The organism is Nocardia mexicana NBRC 108244 (assembly GCF_001613165.1).
Classification (GTDB): domain Bacteria; phylum Actinomycetota; class Actinomycetes; order Mycobacteriales; family Mycobacteriaceae; genus Nocardia; species Nocardia mexicana.
Genome location: NZ_BDBV01000019.1, coordinates 177146 through 198652, shown reverse-complemented (window position 1 = coordinate 198652; position 21507 = coordinate 177146). Strand labels below are relative to the sequence as shown.

Annotated in this window: 25 protein-coding genes; 13 read left to right on the top strand and 12 right to left on the bottom strand. The window is 66.7% G+C overall.

What is annotated here, in order from left to right; all coding sequences use genetic code 11:
- The 4 genes from NM1_RS07130 to NM1_RS07115 form a co-directional block, all read left to right on the top strand.
- On the top strand, positions 1–257 hold a 257-nt coding region (locus NM1_RS07130; protein WP_157123864.1), incomplete at its 5' end, for a DNA-directed RNA polymerase subunit beta.
- 146 nt (positions 258–403) lie between these two features.
- Positions 404–4357: a DNA-directed RNA polymerase subunit beta' gene (locus NM1_RS07125; protein ID WP_068015294.1), complete on the top strand. Its 3954-nt coding sequence runs from the start codon at positions 404–406 to the stop codon at positions 4355–4357.
- 194 nt (positions 4358–4551) lie between these two features.
- The gene (locus NM1_RS07120; RefSeq protein WP_084519234.1) at positions 4552–5154 is read left to right on the top strand and encodes a Uma2 family endonuclease; all 603 of its coding nucleotides are present in this window, start codon (positions 4552–4554) and stop codon (positions 5152–5154) included.
- Positions 5155–5358: 204 nt separating this feature from the next.
- Positions 5359–5817, top strand: coding sequence for a hypothetical protein (locus NM1_RS07115; RefSeq protein ID WP_147288956.1), 459 nt, complete (start codon positions 5359–5361; stop codon positions 5815–5817).
- 5 nt (positions 5818–5822) lie between these two features.
- Here the strand turns inward: NM1_RS07115 and NM1_RS07110 are convergent, their stop codons facing one another.
- Together NM1_RS07110 and NM1_RS07105 are read right to left on the bottom strand one after the other, a co-directional pair.
- Positions 5823–6029 (bottom strand): hypothetical protein, encoded by a 207-nt coding sequence (locus NM1_RS07110; protein ID WP_068015288.1) that lies wholly within the window; start codon positions 6027–6029, stop codon positions 5823–5825.
- Between the two features lie 75 nt (positions 6030–6104).
- Entirely contained in the window at positions 6105–7037 is a 933-nt protein-coding gene (locus tag NM1_RS07105) for an EamA family transporter (RefSeq protein WP_068015286.1), read from the bottom strand.
- A 38-nt stretch (positions 7038–7075) separates the two neighbouring features.
- Here NM1_RS07105 and NM1_RS07100 point away from each other — a divergent pair, with 38 nt between their 5' ends.
- A complete protein-coding gene (locus tag NM1_RS07100; protein ID WP_068015283.1) occupies positions 7076–7606 on the top strand; it encodes a CGNR zinc finger domain-containing protein in 531 nt (176 codons plus the stop codon).
- Between the two features lie 173 nt (positions 7607–7779).
- Here the strand turns inward: NM1_RS07100 and NM1_RS07095 are convergent, their stop codons facing one another.
- Both NM1_RS07095 and NM1_RS07090 read right to left on the bottom strand, forming a co-directional pair.
- Entirely contained in the window at positions 7780–8253 is a 474-nt protein-coding gene (locus tag NM1_RS07095) for an NUDIX domain-containing protein (protein WP_068015280.1), read from the bottom strand.
- Positions 8250–8999, bottom strand: coding sequence for a DUF5919 domain-containing protein (locus NM1_RS07090; RefSeq protein ID WP_068015277.1), 750 nt, complete (start codon positions 8997–8999; stop codon positions 8250–8252). The genes NM1_RS07095 and NM1_RS07090 overlap by 4 nt, the downstream gene beginning before the upstream one ends.
- An 89-nt stretch (positions 9000–9088) precedes the next feature.
- Here NM1_RS07090 and NM1_RS07085 point away from each other — a divergent pair, with 89 nt between their 5' ends.
- The 4 genes from NM1_RS07085 to NM1_RS07070 all read left to right on the top strand — a co-directional run bounded on the left by NM1_RS07085 (position 9089) and on the right by NM1_RS07070 (position 12013).
- Complete coding sequence (locus NM1_RS07085) at positions 9089–9586, top strand: hypothetical protein (protein ID WP_246011167.1); 498 nt, start codon at positions 9089–9091, stop codon at positions 9584–9586.
- 119 nt (positions 9587–9705) lie between these two features.
- Positions 9706–10248, top strand: a complete 543-nt coding sequence (locus tag NM1_RS07080; RefSeq protein WP_246011211.1) for a hypothetical protein — start codon at positions 9706–9708, stop codon at positions 10246–10248.
- Between the two features lie 62 nt (positions 10249–10310).
- Positions 10311–10853 (top strand): hypothetical protein, encoded by a 543-nt coding sequence (locus NM1_RS07075; RefSeq protein WP_084519233.1) that lies wholly within the window; start codon positions 10311–10313, stop codon positions 10851–10853.
- Positions 10854–10951: 98 nt separating this feature from the next.
- Positions 10952–12013 (top strand): glycerophosphodiester phosphodiesterase family protein, encoded by a 1062-nt coding sequence (locus tag NM1_RS07070; protein ID WP_068015381.1) that lies wholly within the window; start codon positions 10952–10954, stop codon positions 12011–12013.
- A gap of 133 nt (positions 12014–12146) precedes the next feature.
- On the opposite strand, the gene NM1_RS07065 is transcribed toward NM1_RS07070, so the two are convergent.
- Positions 12147–13679, bottom strand: coding sequence for an FAD-dependent monooxygenase (locus tag NM1_RS07065; RefSeq protein ID WP_068015273.1), 1533 nt, complete (start codon positions 13677–13679; stop codon positions 12147–12149).
- A gap of 65 nt (positions 13680–13744) precedes the next feature.
- Here NM1_RS07065 and NM1_RS07060 point away from each other — a divergent pair, with 65 nt between their 5' ends.
- Positions 13745–14461, top strand: coding sequence for a TetR/AcrR family transcriptional regulator (locus NM1_RS07060; RefSeq protein ID WP_068015378.1), 717 nt, complete (start codon positions 13745–13747; stop codon positions 14459–14461).
- Positions 14462–14534: 73 nt separating this feature from the next.
- The gene (locus tag NM1_RS07055; protein WP_068015271.1) at positions 14535–15002 is read left to right on the top strand and encodes a PaaI family thioesterase; all 468 of its coding nucleotides are present in this window, start codon (positions 14535–14537) and stop codon (positions 15000–15002) included.
- On the opposite strand, the gene NM1_RS07050 is transcribed toward NM1_RS07055, so the two are convergent.
- Both NM1_RS07050 and NM1_RS07045 read right to left on the bottom strand, forming a co-directional pair.
- Positions 14974–15630: a DUF8020 domain-containing protein gene (locus NM1_RS07050; RefSeq protein ID WP_068015267.1), complete on the bottom strand. Its 657-nt coding sequence runs from the start codon at positions 15628–15630 to the stop codon at positions 14974–14976. The genes NM1_RS07055 and NM1_RS07050 overlap by 29 nt on opposite strands.
- A gap of 111 nt (positions 15631–15741) precedes the next feature.
- Positions 15742–16746, bottom strand: a complete 1005-nt coding sequence (locus NM1_RS07045; RefSeq protein ID WP_068015264.1) for an aldo/keto reductase — start codon at positions 16744–16746, stop codon at positions 15742–15744.
- 101 nt (positions 16747–16847) lie between these two features.
- On the opposite strand from NM1_RS07045, the gene NM1_RS07040 reads away from it, so the two are divergent.
- Positions 16848–17723, top strand: coding sequence for a helix-turn-helix transcriptional regulator (locus NM1_RS07040; RefSeq protein ID WP_068015262.1), 876 nt, complete (start codon positions 16848–16850; stop codon positions 17721–17723).
- 11 nt (positions 17724–17734) lie between these two features.
- Here NM1_RS07040 and NM1_RS07035 read toward each other — a convergent pair whose 3' ends face one another.
- From NM1_RS07035 to NM1_RS07015, 4 genes are all read right to left on the bottom strand, one after another.
- Positions 17735–18742 carry a pirin family protein gene (locus NM1_RS07035; protein WP_068015259.1) on the bottom strand — a complete coding sequence of 336 codons (1008 nt, stop codon included), beginning with the start codon at positions 18740–18742 and terminating at the stop codon, positions 17735–17737.
- A gap of 176 nt (positions 18743–18918) precedes the next feature.
- A complete protein-coding gene (locus NM1_RS07030; protein WP_068015257.1) occupies positions 18919–19230 on the bottom strand; it encodes a GNAT family N-acetyltransferase in 312 nt (103 codons plus the stop codon).
- A 301-nt stretch (positions 19231–19531) separates the two neighbouring features.
- Entirely contained in the window at positions 19532–19978 is a 447-nt protein-coding gene (locus NM1_RS07020) for a MerR family transcriptional regulator (RefSeq protein WP_068015250.1), read from the bottom strand.
- A gap of 129 nt (positions 19979–20107) precedes the next feature.
- Positions 20108–20476 (bottom strand): VOC family protein, encoded by a 369-nt coding sequence (locus NM1_RS07015; protein ID WP_068015246.1) that lies wholly within the window; start codon positions 20474–20476, stop codon positions 20108–20110.
- A gap of 140 nt (positions 20477–20616) precedes the next feature.
- Here NM1_RS07015 and NM1_RS07010 point away from each other — a divergent pair, with 140 nt between their 5' ends.
- Entirely contained in the window at positions 20617–20817 is a 201-nt protein-coding gene (locus tag NM1_RS07010; protein WP_068015244.1) for a hypothetical protein, read from the top strand.
- Between the two features lie 6 nt (positions 20818–20823).
- Here NM1_RS07010 and NM1_RS07005 read toward each other — a convergent pair whose 3' ends face one another.
- On the bottom strand, positions 20824–21315 hold the full coding sequence (locus NM1_RS07005; protein ID WP_068015241.1) for a SixA phosphatase family protein: 492 nt from the start codon (positions 21313–21315) through the stop codon (positions 20824–20826).
- Positions 21316–21507 lie beyond the last annotated feature (192 nt).

Below are 21507 nucleotides of genomic sequence, written 5' to 3'. Positions count from 1 at the left end.
ACGTGGTGGGCCGTGTGAAGGTGTACGAGGCGATCGTCAAGGGCGAGAACATCCCCGAGCCGGGTATTCCCGAGTCGTTCAAGGTGTTGCTCAAGGAGCTCCAGTCGCTGTGCCTGAACGTCGAGGTGCTGTCGTCCGACGGCGCCGCGATCGAACTGCGCGAAGGCGAGGACGAGGATCTGGAGCGCGCCGCGGCGAACCTGGGCATCAACCTGTCCCGGAACGAAGCCGCAACGGTTGACGACCTAGCGCAGTGATTTGGTCCCCCGTTCCCGTCGCTCGGCACGCGTGCCCGGTTCTCCCGGCATGCTTCTCCGCCGGGAGACGGGGATGGGTGGGGGCATCTGATTACGACGATTGAGAACTTGCTCGAAATCAATCCCACCAGGGGAAAGGAAGTTACGTGCTAGACGTCAACTTCTTCGATGAACTCCGGATCGGCCTGGCCACCGCCGAGGACATCCGCCAGTGGTCCTATGGCGAGGTGAAGAAGCCGGAGACCATCAACTACCGCACGCTCAAGCCGGAGAAGGACGGCTTGTTCTGCGAGAAGATCTTCGGTCCCACCCGGGACTGGGAGTGCTACTGCGGCAAGTACAAGCGCGTGCGCTTCAAGGGCATCATCTGCGAGCGCTGTGGTGTCGAGGTGACGCGTGCCAAGGTGCGCCGTGAGCGGATGGGTCATATCGAGCTGGCCGCGCCGGTCACCCACATCTGGTACTTCAAGGGTGTGCCCTCGCGTCTGGGCTACCTGCTGGACCTGGCGCCGAAGGATCTCGAGAAGATCATCTACTTCGCCGCCTACGTCATCACCACCGTCGACGAGGAGCTGCGGCACAACGAGCTCTCCACGCTCGAGGCGGAGATGGAGGTCGAGAAGAAGGCCGTCGCCGATCAGCGCGACGCCGATCTCGAGGCCCGCGCGCAGAAGCTCGAGGCCGATATCGCCGAGCTGGAGGCCGAGGGCGCCAAGTCCGACGTCCGCCGCAAGGTGAAGGACGGCGGCGAGCGCGAGATGCGCCAGCTGCGCGACCGTGCCCAGCGCGAGCTGGACCGGCTCGACGAGATCTGGACCACCTTCACCAAGCTGGCTCCCAAGCAGCTGATCGTGGACGAGGTGCTCTACCGCGAGCTGCAGGACCGCTACGGCGAGTACTTCACCGGTGCCATGGGTGCCGAAGCCATCCAGAAGCTGATGGAGAACTTCGACATCGAGGCCGAGGCCGAGAACCTGCGCGAGACCATTCGCACGGGCAAGGGCCAGAAGAAGCTTCGTGCCCTCAAGCGCCTGAAGGTCGTCGCCGCGTTCCAGACCAACGGCAACTCGCCGATGGGCATGGTCCTCGACGCCGTGCCGGTGATCCCGCCGGAGCTGCGCCCGATGGTGCAGCTGGACGGTGGCCGCTTCGCGACCTCCGACCTGAACGACCTGTACCGCCGCGTCATCAACCGCAACAACCGCCTCAAGCGACTGATCGACCTGGGTGCGCCCGAGATCATCGTGAACAACGAGAAGCGGATGCTGCAGGAGTCGGTGGACGCCCTCTTCGACAACGGCCGCCGCGGCCGTCCGGTCACCGGACCGGGCAACCGCCCGCTGAAGTCGCTGTCGGATCTGCTCAAGGGTAAGCAGGGTCGTTTCCGTCAGAACCTGCTCGGTAAGCGCGTCGACTACTCCGGCCGTTCGGTCATCGTCGTCGGCCCGCAGCTGAAGCTGCACCAGTGCGGTCTGCCGAAGCTGATGGCGCTGGAGCTGTTCAAGCCGTTCGTGATGAAGCGCCTGGTGGATCTCAACCACGCGCAGAACATCAAGTCCGCCAAGCGGATGGTCGAGCGGCAGCGGGCCCAGGTGTGGGACGTCCTCGAAGAGGTCATCGCCGAGCACCCGGTGCTGCTGAACCGCGCGCCCACCCTGCACCGCCTGGGTATTCAGGCCTTCGAGCCGCTGCTGGTGGAGGGTAAGGCCATCCAGCTGCACCCGCTGGTCTGTGAGGCGTTCAACGCCGACTTCGACGGTGACCAGATGGCCGTGCACCTGCCGCTGTCGGCGGAGGCGCAGGCCGAGGCCCGCATCCTGATGCTGTCGTCGAACAACATCCTGTCCCCGGCGTCCGGCCGCCCGCTGGCCATGCCGCGCCTGGACATGGTGACCGGCCTGTACTACCTGACCTTCCATGAGGAGGGTGCGATCGGTGAGTACCGGGCGGCCACCAAGAACGAGTCGGAATTCGGCGTGTACTCCTCGCCCGCCGAGGCGCAGATGGCGGTGGATCGCGGCGAGCTGACCGTGCGGTCGCTGATCAAGCTCCGGCTGACCGACCAGCGCCCGCCGAAGGATGTCGAGGCCGAGCTGTTCCCCGAGGGCTGGCAGCCCGGCGACGCGTGGACCACCAAGACCACGCTGGGCCGGGTGATCTTCAACGACCTGCTCCCGGCGGACTACGCGTTCATCGACGAGATCATGCCGAAGAAGCGGCAGGCGGCGATCATCAACGATCTCGCCGAGCGCTACCCGATGATCGTGGTCGCGCAGACCGTCGACAAGCTCAAGGACGCCGGCTTCTACTGGGCCACGCGTTCGGGTGTCACCGTCTCCATGTCGGACGTGCTCGTTCCGCCGGAGAAGGCCGACATCATGGAGCGCTACGAGCAGCAGTCCGACCAGATCGAGAAGAAGTACCAGCGCGGTGCTCTCGACCACCAGGAGCGCAACAACGCCCTGGTCAAGATCTGGCAGGAGGCCACCGAAGAGGTCGGTAAGGCGCTGCGCGCGCACTACCCGGCCGACAACCCGATCATCACGATCGTCGATTCGGGCGCCACGGGTAACTTCACCCAGACTCGTACCCTCGCGGGCATGAAGGGTCTGGTGACCAACCCGAAGGGTGAGTTCATCCCGCGGCCGATCAAGTCCTCGTTCCGCGAGGGCCTGACGGTGCTGGAGTACTTCATCAACACCCACGGTGCGCGAAAGGGTCTGGCCGACACCGCGCTTCGCACCGCCGACTCGGGTTACCTGACCCGTCGTCTGGTGGACGTGTCGCAGGACGTCATCGTCCGCGAGGAGGACTGCGGCACCGAGCGCGGCATCAACGTGCGCATCGCGGAGAAGATGGCCGACGGCACTCTGATTCGCGACCCGCACGTGGAGACCAGCACCTATGCCCGCACCGCGGCCATCGACATCGTCGATGCCAAGGGCAATGTGGTGGTCGAGAAGGGCCACGACATCGGCGATCCGGCGATCGACGCACTGCTCGAGGCGGGCGTCACCGAGGTCAAGGTGCGGTCCGTGCTGACCTGCACCTCGGGCACCGGTGTCTGCGCGATGTGCTACGGCCGCTCGATGGCGACCGGCAAGCTGGTCGACGTGGGTGAGGCCGTCGGTATCGTGGCCGCCCAGTCCATCGGTGAGCCCGGTACCCAGCTGACCATGCGCACCTTCCACCAGGGTGGTGTCGCGGGTGACGACATCACCGGCGGTCTGCCCCGCGTGCAGGAGCTGTTCGAGGCCCGTGTGCCGAAGGGCAAGGCTCCCATCGCCGAGGTGTCGGGTCGCGTGCGGCTGGAGGACGACGACCGCTTCTACAAGATCACCATCATTCCGGACGACGGTTCGGACGAGGTGGTCTACGACAAGTTGTCGAAGCGTCAGCGGTTGCGGGTGTTCAAGCACGACGACGGTTCCGAGCGTCTGCTCGCCGACGGCGATCATGTCGAGGTCGGTCAGCAGTTGCTGGAGGGTTCGGCGGATCCGCACGAGGTGCTGCGCATCATGGGTCCTCGTCAGGTGCAAATCCACCTGGTCCAGGAGGTCCAGGAGGTGTATCGGTCGCAGGGTGTGTCCATCCACGACAAGCACATCGAGGTCATCGTCCGGCAGATGCTGCGGCGCGTCACGATCATCGACTCGGGCGCGACGGAGTTCCTGCCCGGTTCGCTGGTCGAGCGTGCCGAGTTCGAGGGCTCGAACCGCCGCGTCGTTGCCGAGGGCACCGAGCCCGCGGCGGGTCGCCCGGTGCTGATGGGTATCACCAAGGCGTCGCTGGCCACCGATTCGTGGCTGTCGGCGGCCTCCTTCCAGGAGACGACTCGTGTCTTGACGGACGCGGCGATCAACTGCCGCTCCGACAAGCTGATCGGCCTGAAGGAGAACGTGATCATCGGCAAGCTGATCCCGGCCGGTACCGGCATCAACCGCTACCGCAACATCCAGGTGCAGCCGACCGAGGAGGCCCGCGCGGCCGCCTACGCGGTGCCGTCCTACGACGACACCTACTACACCCCGGACGGCTTCGGCCAGACCACGGGTGCAGCGGTCCCGCTGGACGACTACGGTTTCAGCGACTACCGGTAATCCGGTAAGCGCCACCAACATTCGGCCCCCGCTCCCAACTGGTAGCGGGGGCCGAATGCGTATCTCTCGTCGGTTGATCTGAGCAGACCGCAATCCCTACGTACTCGGTGCCGAGTCATCAGTCGTTGGGCGGACGCGTTGTAGTATCGAGTGAACTCTGTAGAGTCCAAGCTACAAGTCGGTAGGCTGCAGTTATGACCGTTGCACAGCACGATTCCGACGAGCCCATCCGTGGCCGGATGGTGCTGTTACCGACGCCGCCGTCCGACGGATTCACCGCCGAGGACCTTCCTCGTCTGATAGAAGTTGTCGATGGCCGCTTCGAGTTGCTGGACGGCGACGTCGTGATGATGGCGCCCGCCACGCATTGGCACGACGAGGTTATCGACATACTCAAATTCGCCCTGCGCCGAATTGCTCCTCGCTCCTTGGTGATTGCGACGGAGAAGGGCGTGAATCTGGGTGGCAGCGTGCCCGAGCCCGACGTGCTGGCGGTATCGCGTGACGCCGTGCAATCCGAGAGCCTGCTCTTCGAGCCCGAAGATGTACACCTGGCCATCGAAGTGGTCTCGCCTCGCACCAAGACGAAGGACCGCAAGCTGCGGCCGGTCCAGTACGCCGAGGCCGGGATCAAGTACTTCTGGCGGGTCGAGAACGAGAACGACGAGATGGTCGTCTACACGTTCGAGTTGCTGCCGGAGGGCGGCTGCTACACACCGAGCGGTGTCTTCCGCAAGCGGCTTCAGATCGAACGCCCTTTCTCGATCGATATCGAGCTTCCAGAAGTCACTTGGTGATTCGCCCTCACGGGTCCTTCACGAACATCGGGCCCACCAGAGGCTGAGTAAGGCCATAGTCGCAGTTCGCTCGCCGTAGCGGCCCGCACCGACAGGGGCCGGTGTGCGTTCTCGGACGAGTTCGATCAACTACGGCTGGGAGGGTGGGGTGCTGGGGTAGCCTCGGCAGCCAACCGGGCGGGTTCGGCACAGAGAGGTGATGGCGTGGCTGTTCGTCGACGGGGGCTGGTGGCCGCGGTGCTGTGTGCCCTATCGATGCTGGGTGCGCCGGTCGGGCAGGCGGAGTCGCCGGGCGGGGACCTCGGCGGTTGTCGGCAGGGTGGTGTGATGACCGGGCGGTTCATTCCCGGCTCGGGGAGCGTCGGGCAGAACATTCGGCGTGAGGTCACGCTGCGGGAATGCGACAGCCCGCTGCTGCCGGGCATCGTCGCGGGGCAGTTCACCGCGGACATTCCGTTCAATACCGGTGCGCCGAGTACGGCCAGGGTGGCGTGGTCCGACGGCAGCGTCAGCACGGCGAACGGGTACGGAAACGGTCTGTGGCTGATCACCGGCGGCCCGGCCAGCGGTCACGGGATCCAGATCCTGGTCACCAACACCTGGAACGGCTGGTATCAGGGCTGGACCGATGTCACCGTCACCTCGGCGAGGTTCTTGCCCTGAGCCTGCTACTCGACGCGCTTGGTGTCGTGCTTACCGTCTCGGCACACTTTGAAACTGCCGTACTTCCCTGATTCGATCGACACCCTGCCGCCGTCCTTCTTGCATTGCTCCGCGGTGACATGACTGTTCTGAGCGGCACCGAGACCGCTGCCGCCGATGACCGCCACACCCACCACTGCCGATACCACAACGGTTCTCAGGATCTTCGCCATACGATCTCCTGTCGTTGTCCGACTCGGAGTCTCGGTCGGCCTGACCGGGACGATGCGGATCGACGCTAGCAGGCGTCACGCGCGTTCCCCGCGCCGCACGGCGACGACACCCGTGAGAATCAGAACTCCGCCGAGGAACTGGATGGGGCGGGGGGATTCGCCGAGGAGGATCCAGGCGAAGATCAGGGCGGCCAGGACCTCGGAGAGGGCGACGAAGGAGGCGAGGCGGGAGCCGAGCAGGCGGGTCGCGGCGATGCCGGTGACGTAGGCGATGGCGGCGGTCACCACGCCGAGGGCCAGTATCGGGATCCACCACTGGGTTGTGAAGCCTTGGAACACAACCTGATTCGTGGTCACGGACATCGGAAGGATGCCGACGGCACCCGCGGCGAGCAGGCCGAGGCCGCCGATGAGGAGTCCGCCGGTGGCGAGGACGGTGCCCGGGATCGAACCGTCGCCGTGTGCCGACATGATGAAATAGCCCGCCGCGCCCACCATGGCGCCCAGCGCCCAGGCGATGCCGATCCAGCTGGCCGACAGGCCCGACCGCAGGTCGAGTACGAGGAACAATCCCAGGATGCCGAGGGCCGCGCCGCAGATCGTCAGCATCCCGGGGCGCTGGCGGTGCCGCAGCCACAGCCAGCCCACCACGGCGATCGGCGCGGTGTATTCGATCAGCAACGCCACCCCGACCTGCATGTGAGCGACGGCGTTGAAGTAGCCCAGCTGGGTTCCGGCGACCGCCAGCAGGCCGTACCCGAAGATCAGCGAGGCGTTGCGCCGCAGCAGCTTCCACTCGCCGCGTAGCTGGTACGCGGCGATCGGACTCAGCACCAGAGCGCCCAGCAGGACGCGCACCGCGACCACCGTCGCCGCGCTCCAGCCCGCATCCATCAGTCCGCGCGCCAGCGGTCCCGACAACCCGAACGACGTGGCCGACGCCGCCGCGATGAGCAGGCCGAGTCCAGCCCGGGTCCGGACGGGCCTGTCATGAGTCAACGTCGTCATGACTAATGACGCTAAGGACGGGTTGGTAATATGTCAACATGGATTTTGCTCATGACACCGTGGCGTCGATGGTGGCGGCGGTGGAGCTGGTGAACTCCGCGGAGGAGCCGGACACGATGACCGAAATCGCCCAGCTGGACGAGTTTTTCGTCAGACACGTCTACACCGGCGCGCACGCCCGCGATGCCGGCGAACTGGGAGCCGTTCGCGCACTGCGTCCGCGGCTACGGCGGCTACTCACCAGCGATCGCGACGAGGCGGTTCGCCTGGTGAACGAGATCCTCGCCGAACACCGCGCGGTCCCGCAGCTGGTCCGTCACGGCGACATCGACTACCACATCCACGCCGTACAGCCCGACGCCCCGCTGGACGTCCGAATCGCCGTGGAAACCGCCATGGCCATGATCGATTTCATCCGCACCGACGAACTGACCCGCTTCTCCATCTGCGCCGACTCTTCCTGCGCGGGAATAGTTTTCGACACCTCCCGCAACCGCTCCCGCCGCTACTGCAGCACCACCTGCGGCAACCGCAACGCCGTAGCCGCCTACCGCGCCCGCAGGAAGTGAAGCCGACCGACGTGCAGGTTGAAACCCAGCGGAGCGTCGAAACTGAGTATAAGAACCGCCCTTATACTCAGTTTCGCCCAAACTGAGTATAAGAGCGTCTCCTGGATGCACCGGCAGTCGATGCCATGGCCAACCGGTTCGTTGAGTGCTGTCGATAGCTAAGAGTGTGCCGCTCAGCCGAGGTGCGGCTCTGAACGATGATCTGCGTAGTGCTGGAGCCGGAGTCGCACTGTGGGATGTACCGGCAGGTGTGCAAGTTCTTCCGGGGCGATGAAGCGAACCTCGGTCGACTCACTGCTTACGGCCAGTCGGCCGCCGATGGCGCGAGCACGGAAGGTGATGTTGAACTCCTGCCGGACCTCGCCGTCGGCGTAGGCGATGACGTGTCCGGGATCGGTGTAAATGCCTAGCAGGCCCGTGATCTCGATATCGAGGCCGGTCTCTTCTTTGGTCTCGCGAATCACGCACTGCTCCAACGTTTCACCGATATCCATGACACCGCCGGGCAGCGCCCAGTTGCCCGAATCGCTACGGCGTTGCATGAGGATCGATCCGCGATCGTCCACGACCAACGCGGAGCCACCGGGAACGAGGCTGTTTGCCTTGGGCGCCTTCGGATCTCGGTAATAGTCACGACGATGACTCACTGGTTGCTCCCTGGGGTGTACGGAGTCACGGTCTCCCAAATCTGCTCGGTCTGATCGGCAAACGAAGCAAAGATCCCGTGCGATGACAGTTGCCTGAGATGGAGTGCGGGATGTTGGTAGCCGCGGGCGCGTACGAGATATGGAGTGACAACCATCTGATTGTCGAACCTGAATGTGGCGTTGTAGAGGTGAACCGCATGTAGGCCGATGGAGAAGCCGTCGACGTACGCAAGCGGGCCAAGCATGTTGAGCGCGTTGCGGATTCGCCCGGCGAGCGTGCCACCCATCTGCTCGAGGTTGTCTCGCTCGGCGACATGTGAACAGTCCGGATCGGCGAACGCCATGCGGACTCGTGCTCCCCGGCGACATTTGTCGGCGAGCTGGCGCGTCGCGTCGGGCAACAGCTCGAGGATGAACGGATAGGCATATCCGACAAGGTCGATCTGCTCGGTTGCGCCGAGTAACAAACTGGCCCAAAGGTCGCGTGGGACGTCGGCCCGGTGTGCGTATGCGCCGATCACCTCAGCGGTCGCGGGAGAGCCAGCCCTGAGATCGGGTCGGCTCTGCGGCCAGAGATCGGCTTCGGACTCTTTCAGAACTGCTGCTACGGCCAAGCGGGTGCGCCGATGAGGAATACGTCCTGCGAGCCATCGATTGACGGTCTTCACATCCACCGCAACGGCACTCGCGAGCGCTGCGGAGTCGAGCTGCGCTCGTAGCATCGCCGATCTGAGGCGCTGGCTCATAGCAACAACGCTAGCGGACATTTGAGGGACATTCAGGGGCATTTGAAATGTCTTCAGATGTGTCTTCTACGACGTTCAGGTGTCCCGCTGTGGCCCGTACCTTCGGGTTCGGTCGTTCGAAAGCTGCAGTGATTCTGGTCGATTCGCGGTGCCGCACGCGCCGCATCGTGCGCTGTATCTGCGTCTTACTCGAGCCGTATTCCACAGGAGGATTGATGAGTCATAGAGTTGCGACCCTGCTCGCCGCCGTCAGGCCACCGAGTGCTATCGGCTTCCTGCGGCAGGACGTATCGCTGTCGAGACAATCGTGGGACGAGATCCAGATGCGGAGTCTCGCAAAGAGGTTCGGGTACGACCTGCGAAAGACGGTCGTATTCGGCCTCAGAACGGACCGGCCTGTGTATCGGCTGCGGGGGATCGTCAGGTTCCTCGAGGTCGATGCTGTGCTCGTGCCCAGCATTGATCATTTCGAGAGTGATGAGGTCCCGGCCGAGCTGGTGGGGATCGTCGATGTGATCACCGTGTCTCCCGAGCACACGTATGCCAGGTGGGCGACGGGCGAGTTGCCCGAACTGCGACGGAGATAGATACGACGGTTGCCTGCCGCCTACCGGGGGCTTCGGCGGAGTTCGAGAAGTCTTGCACTTAGTTCAAGTGGCGCGTAAGGTACTTCTTGTACTTAGTTCAAGAAGGTTGCCGGTTGGGGGTGGCCTTGATTGAGGAGAACGACATGAATGCCTCTGTTGCTGCTGTCGAGCTTGTTGCTGCTGCTGCTTTTGTGGGCATGCCGGTGGTGCGTCATCGGTATGGGGCGGGGGCGATGGCGGTTGCGGAGGGGGAGTTGGTGCGGCAGGGGGTGCGGGCTACGGCGTTGCGGGAGAACGGGATGCGGTTCGATGCCAGTGGGCACGAGTGGTGGGCGCCGGGTGGGATCGCTGCGTTGCTCGTGGTCATGGCCGGGTTGACCCTGGGTGGGTTCGAGTGGATGCGGCCGGTGAACTGGGTCGTGCTGTCGGTGCTGTTCCTGGCTAACTGCGTCATCGTCTACAGCAATCTGACCGCGGTGAAATCGGTGCGGGCGGCATTCCGGCGGAAGAACGATCCGGAGCTGGCGAGCATCGATGTGCCCGCGCTTATCAAGGCTGCGGAATCCGGCTTTCCGGCCTGGACCTGGACGTTGCAGAACATCCGGAACGCGGTGGTCTTCGGCGGTGCGATTCTCGGGCTGGTGGTGCTGGCCGTCGCCTGAACCGTTGTACCGCACCGTATCTCGAATTCAGTCTTACTTACCCGAATGCCCGGAGGTCAATCGTGCCCGCGTCCATCGCCATCACCGTCGTTCTGCAGCTACTGCTGGCGGTGACCATGATCGTCATTCCCGTCGTCGCCTGGATTCGCGGCCGACGCGCCCAGCTCGCCGCGGAGCAGGAAATCATTCGTCAGGGCCATACGCCGAAAGTGTTGGCGGAGCACGGTATTCGGCTGGAAGAAAAGGTTTGGGAATTCGCCCTCGCGCTCGGTATCGCCGCGATCCTGATCACCCTGGCGGCCCTGAATCTCACCGGCACCGCGCGAGTGGTGTCGCTGGTCGCCGAACCGCTTCTGCTGCTGGTCGTCGGCTCCGTCACCATGTCGCAGGTCTTCGCCGTCCGGTACACGCAGGCGGCGTTCCGCAGGTCCGGTGATCCGGCGGTGCGGGCCATCGATGCTCGTGCGGTCGTCGAGGCGGCGGGCTCCGAGTTCCCGTCGTGGCTGCGCCCACTGGTCCTGACTCGCTTCGCGCTCGCCTCGGTCGGATCGCTCGCGACCATCGTCCTGCTGCTCACCCCTGCCGCCTCGGCGTGGTTCCACTGATCGCCGACCCGCTGCGGCGGTCCGATTCGGACCGGAGTTCGCGCGGTATTCAGGCGCGTTTCACCGGGGCGTTGAACGCCACCCAGCACGATGAGGGCATGCGACGAATCCGGGCTCTCTACGCCGCCGCTGTGTTGTCCACGGGGACCGTCACCGCCGGGCTCGCCGCGGCCGACCCTCCGCCGCCCTTCGATCTGCAGGCGCACCGGGGCGGGTTGGGGCTGGTTGTGGAGAACACGTTGCCCGCGTTCGCGAATGCGCTGGAGCTCGGCGTGCGCACGCTGGAACTGGATGTGCAGATCACCGCGGACGGCCAGGCCGTGGTCACCCACGACCGGGATCCGAGCCCGGCGAAGTGTGTGGATACGGTCCCGGCGTTCCCCGGCGACCCGAAGTTCCCGTACGTCCCCGGAAACACATTCATCCGTGACCTGACTCTGGCCCAGGTCCGCACGATCGACTGCGGTTCGAGACAACTGCCCGACCACCCCGAGCAGCGAACGGCCCCGGGAGCCCGAATGCCTTTGCTTTCAGAGGTTTTCGACCTGGTGCGTAGGTATCGGGCCGAAGGGGTCATGCTGAACATCGAAACCAAGGTCGAGGCCGCCGCACCGGAACAGACCGCGCCGCGAGAGCAATTCGTGCAGGTTGTCGCCGACGAGATCCGCCGCGCGGGGATCGGTCCGCAGGTCACCATCCAGAGTTTCGACTGGGGCGCGCTGATGCGGATGCGCGAGGTGTCGCCCGAGCTGCCGATCGTGGCGCTGACCAGCGGGCAGCAGTTCCTGCAGGCCGGGGAGCCCGGTGCCTCGCCATGGCTGGGCGGCATCGATATCGACGACTACCAGGGCGGCCTGCAGGACAAATTCGTCGCCGCGGCAGCTTCTTTCGGCGCGGATGCGGTGTCGCCCGTGCACGGCGACCCGCAGGACGGCACGGTGAACGACCCGGGCTACGAGCCGTTCACCACCGCCGCACTGGTGCGATCGGCACACCGGCACGGAATGCGAGTGGTGCCCTGGACGGTCGACGATCCGGCGACCATGACCGCGCTGCTGGGCCTCGGAGTGGATGGGATCATCACCAACCGCCCGGATCTACTGCGAAATGTGTTGGCCGAAAACGGATACCAACTTCCACCTCCGTATCCGCGACCGTGACCGCTTGGGCGGCAGCACTGTTCGAAGCGGGCGGTTCGGCCGATTCCGGCATGCTCGTGGCCGGAATCCACCGCGGCACTCGGCGAAGCCGCTGGGACGACGGAGGCAGGGTGTCGACTGCCGGGCGACCGGCTCATAGGTGTCGAGCCGTCACGGTATCTACGACCTTGCGCAGTACCTCCGGAGCCGCCACGTCATCGGTGCGCCAGGCTATGAATCCGTCCGGCCGGACGAGGATCGCACCGCGATCACCGATCCGCACAGCTGCCGCGGAGTCCTCATCCAAGAATGCGACACGCAGATCGAGTTCCGTAGCGGTCGAGGCCTTTTCGGCTGCATCATGCCACTCCTCCCCGCGCGGCCCGGCCAACAGCGCGAAACCGGATTCGTGAAGATCCAGGGTCGATACACCGGGAGCCACCCAGCGATGCGGAACTCGTGAGCCGGGCGCGCCGTCCAGACTCGCGGCAAGGTCCTCCGTGGACGGAACCTCGACCACCGGATCGATCACCGCGGCGGAGTCGTACCGGTAGCCCATGGTCACCATGACCGCATTCCACGCCCCCGCCGCCGCGCGCTCGGCCACCGCCGTCGGATCCCAGTGCAGGCGTGGGTTTTCCCAGCGCAGCAGGGCCTGCCGAGTGACCAGTTCGGCAATGGCGTGGCGCTCGGTGTGATAGGTGTCCAGCAGGCCGTCACCGGCTCGCCCGCCGAGCACGAACGCCAGCTTCCAGGCCAGATTGTGTGCGTCCGCCACGCCGGTATTCAGGCCGAACGCGCCGAGCGGTGTGATGGCTCGCGCCGCATCTCCGACGAGAAACGCTCGCCCGCACCGGAACTCGTCGGCCATCCGGACGTTCGCGCGCCACGGGATGGCGCCGAGGATCCGCACCGGCACGTCCGCGCCGATGGCGGTGCGAACCGCCTCGGCACACTTCTCCTCGGACATCGTTCCCTCCGGCGGCAGCAGGACGTGCAGCACCCACCGCCGCTCCCCGACGGCCAGCAGGATGCCCGTCGCGTCCGGATGGCTGATCTGCGTCATGACCGGCATCGAACCGAAGTGTCCGACCAGGTCGGCGTCGAACAGGATGTTCATGTTGACGTCGCCGATCTCGCCGGGTCCGGTGGTGGAGACGCCCAATTCCCTTCGCACCGTGCTGTTCACGCCGTCCGCACCGATGAGGTAGGCGGCGCGGACCACCCGCCCGTCGGACAGCGTCACCACGACCTCGTCGGCGTCCTGCTCGACTCCGGCGACACCGATACCGAACTCGACGGTCGCACCCCGCTCCCGCGCGGCCGGTAGCAATGCCGAGTCGAGCCGATCCTGGGGATAGTGCCCGCGCGGCGACTCCGGCGACAGCTCGATCCCCTTCGGCAGATGCGGCCGGGCCGCCTGGCCGCGATCGATCTCGACGACCGTGCGGGCCTCCGCGCGCCACGGCTGTGCGGACCGCACCGCGGCCCGGTCCACCGCATCGCGCAGCCCCACCTCGCGGAAGAATTCCAGCGTGCGCGGGCTGATCCCCAGCGCGCGTGGATGATTCGACGGCGCCTCCCGCCGCTCGATCACCAGCGACGGCACCCCGTGGTGGCCGAGAAAGACGGCCGCGGCCAGCCCGACGCTGCCGCCGCCGGCGATGACAACCGGAATCCGTGACATGAGAACTCTCCTGGGAACGATGTACCCGATATGGGAACACTGTACCCAATGAGTACACTGTGCCCATGACGCCTTCGTCACAGCCCGCGACACTCGTGTGGATGCGCGACCGTTCGCGGGGTGGCCGTCCGGTCATCACCGAGGAGGGGATCGTGAGTGCGGCGATAGCCCTCGCGGACGCGGAGGGTCTCGACGCGCTGTCCATGCGGCGCATCGCCGCGGAGATGGGATCGGGGACCACCTCGCTCTACCGCCACGTCGCCAACAAGGACGAGCTGATCGAGCTGATGGTCGATGCGGTGTACGCGGAGCTACCCCTGTCCGATCCCGGGGACGGCTGGCGCGCGGGGCTGGCCGACCATGCCCGCAACTTCCGCGCCCTGCTGCTGCGTCACCCCTGGCTGGGGCAGCAGGCATCGCGGCGTCCGGCGTTGGGGCCCAATGTCATTCGCTACTCGGATCATGCGCTCGGCCTGGTCGATGCGGCGACCGGTGACCCCACCCGGACGGTATTGGTGGTCGAGGCCGTGCATATCTATGTGATCGGCTCGGTGGCCAGGGAACTGGCGGAGCTGGAGGCGCGGCGCAGCACCGGCATGACCGAGGACGAATGGCGCGCGTCCGTCGGGGAGTACGTGCGGCAGGTCGTCGATTCGGGTCGCTTCCCGCATTTCAACCGCCGCGTCCTGGATGCCGAGGATCCCGAGGCCGGGGCAGGTTTCGAATTCGGCCTCACCGCCCTGCTGGCGGGTATCGAGGTGACCCTGGAGGGCGGCGCGTAGCCGGTCCCATGGACAACGACCCCTCCGTCCGGGTATGAAAACTAGAACGTGTTTCAACTCGGATGGAGTGGTGATGGACAACGCGGCGATGGGCGAACTGGTGATGGCCGGGTTCAAGAAGCTCGGATTTCTGCAGTACGCCGGGATCGACGGGGTGGAATACCTGCCCGGGCGCAATGTCGTGGCGATGGACCCGAAGCCCGAGCATCTCAATCACAACGGCGATCTGCACGCCGCGATCCTGTTCGGCCTGGCGGAGACCGCGGCGATGGGCGCCTCGATCTCCGGGATCGTGGACCTGATGGGCGAGACCTTCATCGTCGCCCGCGACGGCAAGATCGAATACCTGGCCCGGGCCAAGGGCGAGGCCGGGCCGATTCGGGCCACCGCCGAACTGTCCGCGCAGACCATCGAGCGGACGCGCGCCGATATCGCGGCGCGCACCCCGATCGAACTGGCCGTGCCGGTGGACATCACCGACGGGACCGGCAAATCCGTTGCGGCGGCGTCGTTTACCGCGGTGATTCGCCCCCGCCGGTGACCATGTCCTCGAGCGCGTCGCGCGCCTCGTCGACCGCCGCCTGACCGCCGCTGTTGTGCAGCCCGACGCCCGCGCCGACCAGTGCGCCCACGACCGTCGCGATCGGCACGGAGAAGATGTCGAACATGAACAGCCCGGCGGGGAAGCCGAGCACGAACCCGATCGCCGCCCCCATCGCGGCGCCCTGGGTGACGGCCGGTTGGTGGGCCTGCATCACGTCGAGGAACCGCTGCTGAGCGGTGATGTCGCGCAACGGGACCGGCGCCTGTCCGGTCGGTGTCAGGGTGAGCCTGCGGCCGCCCTCGTCGATCATCGGGGTGAGATCGAGCCGGTGCCCGGCGATGTCGTGGCGCAGCGGCACGCTGGCCACGATCATGCCCGAATCGTCGGTCACGGCAATGGTTTGCGCATCCCAGGTCGCCAGGAACCGGCCGGTCTGCAGGGTGGTCACCGCGGCGCGCCGGTCGGTGCTCAGCCGCGTGTCGTAGCCGACGCCGTGGTCGGTCCCGCGCACCTCGAGCCCCGGCCGATCCTCGGCGGCCGGCGGTTCGGCGCCGGCCGCCCCCGCGGCCACCGTGGTGGCCGTGAGACAGATCAAGGCCGTCGCAATGGTTTTCGTGATCCTCATCGATACCCTCTTCGATCGGCGGGTGCTGCGCCCCGAATCTCGAGGATGAAATTACCGGCACGGACCCGGGATCTGAAGGGTTACCGCCAGGCGTAAATGGGCATCGGGCGATCAGCGCTCGCTGTCGAGCATCGCCATCTGCGGGGCGGCGTAGCGATCACCCGCGACCCGGTCGGCCGGGGCCGCGGCCTCGATCTCCGCGAGATCGGCATCCGACAGCCGAATATCCAGGGCCGCAACCGCTTCGGCCCAGCGTTCGGGGCGTCGCGCACCGATGACCGGGACGATGTCCATACCCCTCGACAGCACCCAGGCGATGGCGAGCTGTGCGACGCTCACCCCGTGCCGCTCGCCGATCTTCGCCAGCGCCTCCACCAGCCGCAGGTTGGCGGTGAGGTTCTCGCCCTGGAAGCGCGGGCTGTGGGCCCGGAAATCGGTGGCCTCGAATGCCTTTCCGGCGCGCAGCGAATCGCTGAGCAGCCCGCGCGACAGCACCCCGTAGGCGGTGATCCCGGTCCCGAGTTCCCGTGCGGTCGGCAGGATCTCCTGTTCGATACCGCGCGAGATCAGCGAATACTCGATCTGCAGGTCCGCGATCGGGTGCACGGCCGCGGCCCGGCGCAGCGTCTCGGCGCCGACCTCGGACAGGCCGATGTGCCGCACGTATCCGGCGTCGACCATTTCCGCGATCGCGCCGACGGTGTCCTCGATCGGGACATTCGGATCCAACCGGGCCGGGCGGTAGATATCGATGTGGTCGACGCCGAGCCGTTGCAGGGAGTATGCGAGGAAGTTGCGGATCGCCTCGGGCCGGGTGTCCACCCCGCCCCAGCTGTTGTCCGGGCCGCGCAGTGCGCCGAACTTGACGCTGAGCAGGTAGTCCTCGCGCGGCCGATCGGCGAGCGCGCGACCGATGAGCGCCTCGTTATGGCCCATGCCGTAGAAATCGCCGGTGTCGACGAGATTGGCGCCCGAATCCAGGGCGGCGTGGATGGTGGCGAGGGATTGCGCCTCGTCGGAGGCGCCGTACACGCCGGACATGCCCATGGCGCCGAGGCCGATGCGGCCGACGGCGGGGCCGGACTTGCCGAGCTGGACGGTGTCGATGTTGGTCATGCCTGAGATCGTGCGCGGCGATCCGGGGATCCGGCAGAGATCGGATATCGGGGGATCGGCGATCCCTGGTTTCCGGCCCTGCCGGGGAGGACAGTAGAGACATGGACCGCGACGATCTTGCCGACTTCCTGCGGCGCCGCCGGGAGCAGCTGCAACCGGCGGATGTGGGGCTGCTGCCCGGGCTGCGCCGGCGCACGCCCGGACTGCGCCGCGACGAGGTGGCGCTGCTCGCGGGGATGTCGACCGACTACTACACGCGGCTCGAGCAGTCCCGCGGCCCGCGTCCGTCGGTGCAGGTGCTCGGCTCGCTCGCGCGCGCCCTGCGGCTCACCGACGACGAGCGCGATCATCTGTTCCACCTGTGCGACCACCCGGCGCCGGACCGCGGCGGCAGCGACGGGCATGTCGGGCCGGGCCTGCTGTATCTGCTGAACAAGCTGGAGGACACCCCGGCCTGCGTGGTGTCCGATCTCGGCGAGATCCTGGTGCAGAACCGCATGCACATCAACCTCATGGGTGACGGCTCGGGGCGAACCGGTATGGACCGCTATCTGCTGTGGCGGTGGTTCACCAACCCGCAGGAGCGCAGGAAGTTTCCCGACGAGGACTGGAATCGCCTGACCCGCAAGCACGTTGCCGATCTCCGAGCCACTGCGGCGCGCCGGGCGGGCGATGCCGATGTCCGGGAACTGGTGTCTCGATTGCGTTCCGCCAGTCCCGATTTCGAGCGGTTGTGGACCGAACACGAAGTGGCCGTGCGGATCAGCGACGCCAAACGGGTCGAGCACCCACAGGTAGGCCTGCTGGATCTGGTGTGCGAAACGCTGGTGACCCCGAACGCCTCGCAGTATCTGCTGGTCTTCTACCCGCGTCCCGGGACCGACGCCCAGGAGAAGCTGGACCTGCTGCGGGTCATCGGGACGCAGACGATGGGCCGGGAAACGGATTCGGGCAGTACGGCCTTGGACCGGACCTGATCCGGCCCGGTTCAGTCGCGATGGTCGGCCGCGATGCGTCGCCTGCGCGGCTTCAGGCGCAGGTTCGGCAGCGGTGGCGCGGGGATCCGCTGATCCGGCGGGTGGCCCGCGATATCGGGGAAGCGATCGAGATCGCGGTTCTCCCAGTCGTTTCGGGCGGTGAGGATCTCGTCGTGGCTGCGCGCCACGAAGTTCCACCACATGACGAGGTCCTCGCCGAGGGGCGTGCCGCCGATCAGGATCGCGTGGGCGCCGGTCTCGCTGGTGAGGCGCAGCTCGCGGCGGTCGCTGCCCAGGTAGAGCAGCGGGCCCGGCGCGGCGGCGATATCCGACGCGGTCAGCGTGCCCTCGAGCACCAGCAGGGCATGCTCGAAATCGGGCCGCAGCGACAGGCGGGCGTCGGCGCCGGGGTCGATGCGCAGGTCGGCGCCGACGATCGGGGTGTAGGCGACGGCCGGTGAGGTCGCGGCGTCCTGGCGGTCGGCCGACTCCAGCGACCCGATCAGGACGGTTGCGCGCAATCCCGGCAGCGTGAGCACGGGCAGTTCGCGATGCTGTTCGAAATGCGGGGCGATGCCGGTTCTGTTGCCGGGCAACGCGATCCAGAACTGCAGGCCGTGCCCGGCGGGCGCGCCCGGCACGGTGTATTCCGAGTGTGCGATGCCGCGGCCCGACGTCATCAGGTTCAGTTGGCCGGGCTCGATCAGCACGTCGGAGCCGAGGCTGTCGCGGTGCCGGATCCGGCCCTCGAACGGCCAGGTGACCGTCTGCAGCCCGATATGTGGATGCGGATCGATGTCCGGCGGCAGTTCCGCGCTCGTGGCGGGGGAGCCGAAGTGGTCCAGGAAGCACCAGGCCCCGACGGTCGGCAGGTCGCGCTGCGGCAGCACGCGCTCCACGGTGACGCCGCGCACGCCGCCCAGCGGAACCACCCGCGCGGGGTAGAAATCGGCGCGCTGGCCCGGTGCGGGCGATGCCTCGCACACCGCCTCGTCGGGGCGTGCCTCGAGGTCGCTCACGACTCCACCTCGCTGGCGCTCGGCTCCGTCGTGCGCGACGCGCGCTGTGCTATCGGTTCGTTCGCAAGCTCACTCACGACTCCACCTCGCCGACGCTCGGCTCCGTCGTGCGCGACGCGCGCTGTGTCATCGGTTCGTTCGCAAGCTCACTCACGACGGACGCCGCCCCGGCGTCCTCACCTCTGGATACCTTTGCCGACCACGTGTGAATCGTACTCGGGATGCTTGTCCAGCCAGCTCTTGATGAACGCGCAGCGCGGCACGATGACGTGGCCGCGGGCGATGACATCGGTGATCGCCTCGCGGGCGAGGGTGCCGCCCAGCCCCTTGCCGCCGAACTCGCTGTCGATCTCGGTGTGGATGAAGGCGGTGTCCTCGCCCTGCTCCCGGTACTCGGCGAAACCGGCCAGCTTGTCGCCGTACCACACCTCGTAGCGGTGCTGTGCCTCGTTGCGGACGACCGCGGTGGTCAGCGCCTGCTCGGTCATTGTCTCGAGTTCTCCTTCCGCGTCCGCCCCCGATGCCCGCTCGCGATCGATACGCGGTCGAATGCGCCCGTCGTCGTCGCTGCCGGGATGACGACGGAAACCTGGTCGTCCGACATGTGTTGCCGCGCAAGAGCATACCCACGCTCGAACGTCTGCTCATCGCGGCGTGAGATTTGCATATCGAGGGCATCGTAACCGTGCCTTGCACGGCCCGCGTCCGTCGTGTGCCCGTTCACCGCCCGGTCGGGCGTGTGTTTCGGCTGTGGCACAAGTCGGGCGGTGCCGGGGACTCGAGGCCGGGTCAGACGCCCTGTGCGGCGGGCTCGGACATGCTCTGCAGTGCGGCGGTGCGGTCCTCGTACATCGTGATCTTGCGGTCCAGGACCGACAGGGTCTGCTGCAGTTCGTCGATGCGGTCCAGGACCTCGGCTCGGGTCTTGCGGAACATCTGCAGGCGCTGCGGTGTGGTCGCGTCACCGGCGCGCACCAGTTCGGCGTAGTGCAGCATGTCGGCGACCGACATGCCGGTGAGCCGCAGGCAGCTGATCAGATGGAGCCAGGCCAGGTCGCGGTCGCTGAATCGGCGCTTACCCCCGGAGTCGCGGCCGATGTAGTCCATCAGGCCGATCCGCTCGTACCAGCGCAGCGTGTCCCGGCTCAGCCCGGATCGCTCGGCCGCCTCGCCGATCGAATACCGCGGCCGCTCGTACTCGGTCTCGTCGATGTCCTGTTGCGCGGGAGCACCCATCGGTTCGCCTCCTGTAGTCCCCCTAAGACGGTACCGACCTGGAGTGCACTCCAAGCAAGCCGAAACGGTCGGCGGACCGTATCGGCGGGCGGTCGCACCGCACCGTGACGACCCGCCCGCCGGGCCGTGTCAGAAGTGCTCGGGCAGCTCCTGTACCGCCCACTTGTTGCCGTCCGGGTCGGCGAAGTAGGTGAACAGGCCCCAGCCCTCGTCCTTGACCGGGGTGGCCTCCACCCCGGCGGCGACGAGCTGCTGGTAGGCCTGCTCGGCGCTGGCGACCACCATCTGCATGCCCTCGACGCTGCCCGGGGCGGCCTGGGTGATGTTCTTGCCGATGCAGATCGAACAGCCGGATCCGGGCGGCGTGAGCTGCACGAAACGGATGTCCTCGGTGGGGCTGGCGTCGTGATCGGCATTGAAACCGATCTTGGTGTAGAAGTCCTTGGCGCGGTCCACGTCGGTCACGGGGAGCGCGACGAGTTCGATTTTCCAATCCATGCGAGAAGACTCCCACCAGCCACCGACAGAAATCGCGAAATGCGGAGTTACAGCGCATTTTCGCGATCGATGACGGCGGCAACCGGCCCGGGTGGAAATACGTGCCGCCGAACCGGGCGAATCGGCCTACCCTGGGAGCCATGGCCAAAGAGATCGACCGGCTCAGGGCCCGCTCGGCCCTGGAGACGGTCAAGGAAAATCCGGTGATCGCCGCGATCGCGGCGGTGCCGGTGCTCATCGTGCTGGGCGTCGTCTGGGCGCTCACGAACTGGTTCGTCGCGCTGCTGGTGCTCGTCCTGTTCGGCGCCGTCGTGGTGGTGCGGGGGAAGCTGGTCCGCTGACGGTGGTCAGCGGGGCACGTGGAACCGCACCAGATCGCCGGTGCCCGGGTCCACGTCCGCCCACGGCCGGTCGAACTCCAGCACGGCCAGCGCCGAGGTCGGGAACTTCCGGCTGAGTTCCGCGGCCGGTTCGGAGTCGCGGTTGGCCGCCAGTTCCCAGGCCGTCCACGGCATTCCGGGGGCGTGCCCGATCAGCAGCAGCGTCTGCAAATCGTCGTCGGCGAGCTGGACGAGCTCGATCAGCGCACGCGGCGACGCCTCGTAGATCGACGGCTCGAACCGCACCGGCGCCGTGATCCCCGTGGCCGCCAGCGTCTCGCGCGTGCGCACCGCGTCCGAACAGCGCACCGCATCGATCGGCGCCTGGGTCTCGCGGAGCCAGTCGCCCGCGAGTGCCGCCTCACGACGACCGCGCGGCGCCAGCGGCCGCTCGTGGTCGGTCACGCCCGGGGGATAGCTGGACTTACCGTGCCGCATGAGGATCAGGGTCCGCGCCATACGCATACCGTAAGCCGCCGGAAACCGGGTCCGCCCGACGTCGCCGTGTGTCGCACGACACCATCCTGAGCGGAGAGGCAGCTCACTCTCGAGGCACACTGATGGTGGCGTCACAACCTTGGCCGACCGCCAACAGCCGTGACGCATGCCCGTCCCAACCCAGGGGCGGAGTACAGCCGATGATGTTTTCGA